The organism is Rhodanobacter denitrificans (genome assembly GCF_003335105.1).
Lineage (GTDB): Bacteria > Pseudomonadota > Gammaproteobacteria > Xanthomonadales > Rhodanobacteraceae > Rhodanobacter > Rhodanobacter denitrificans_A.
Window position 1 is genome coordinate 1 of the sequence record NZ_QFWQ01000021.1, and the last position, 879, is coordinate 879.

At 64.8% G+C, this 879-nt stretch carries 1 protein-coding gene and 1 pseudogene; both read right to left on the reverse strand.

Going from position 1 to position 879, the window contains the following annotated elements; translation table 11 throughout:
- Window positions 1-284: RHS repeat-associated core domain-containing protein (locus tag DEO45_RS16325; protein WP_317616019.1), on the reverse strand; the 284-nt coding region annotated here is incomplete at its 3' end.
- Window positions 281-879: pseudogene (locus tag DEO45_RS16650) on the reverse strand (hypothetical protein); the annotation flags it as partial. The gene DEO45_RS16325 and the pseudogene DEO45_RS16650, both read right to left, overlap by 4 nt.

Sequence of the window (879 nt, forward strand, 5' to 3'; positions counted from 1 at the left end):
CCCACCGCCGGATCGTAATACCGCGCCTGCATGTACACGAACCCGGTATCCGGGTCGTTCACATGCCCCGTATACCCCGGCCCGTTCGGCGCTGTACCCAGCGCCTGGCTGCCGTACGGCGCGTAGTCGTAGGTGGCGATGACGGTGCCGCTGGCATCGGCCTTGGCCAGCACGGTACCTTGTGGGTCGGTGTAGTAGTAGTGGTGCGTGCCTGCGTGTGCCACGCCGGCCGACAACATGAGGCCGCCAAGCAGACCCTGCAACGTCGATCGCATCCGGCTCATGTCGAACCCTCCGTCTCGGCGGTCATCGTGCAGGTGGAGCTGGAGATGTTCGCTCCGGCGGCATTGAAGAAGTCGACACGCAGCTGATACGTGCGTCCTCTTGAGCCGGATGTCGAGTTGTAGGTGCTGGTGGTGTAGTAACTCGCCGGGTTTGAGCCCAGCGTCGTGGGCGACGATGCGCCGTTGCTCAAGGTCCCTCCGGAATCGACGTCCCCCGCCGGTGGCCCGATCAGCGTCCAGGTGTATTGGACGGTAACGGCGGTGGCCGGTACCGCACCGGACGCTTTGACGGTGTTGCCTCCGACCGGCGTTGCGCCATACACCTCCCAGGTGCTACCCCCGACGATGGCGAAGCCGATGGTGGAGTAGCCTGTCTTGCCGGAGGCGATCAGGTTACTGACTGCATAGGCGTTGCCATTGATGCCGATGGGCACGGGGATGGTGACTACGACCGAAGCCGTTCCGCTCCACGGACCGCAACCGCCGGCGTTGCAGGCCTGCACCTGATAACCATAGGTGCCATTGCCGCGACCACTGGTACCCCAGCTGGTGGCTCCGCTGGCTTGCACCGTGGTCCAGCCGCCGCCGTTGACCT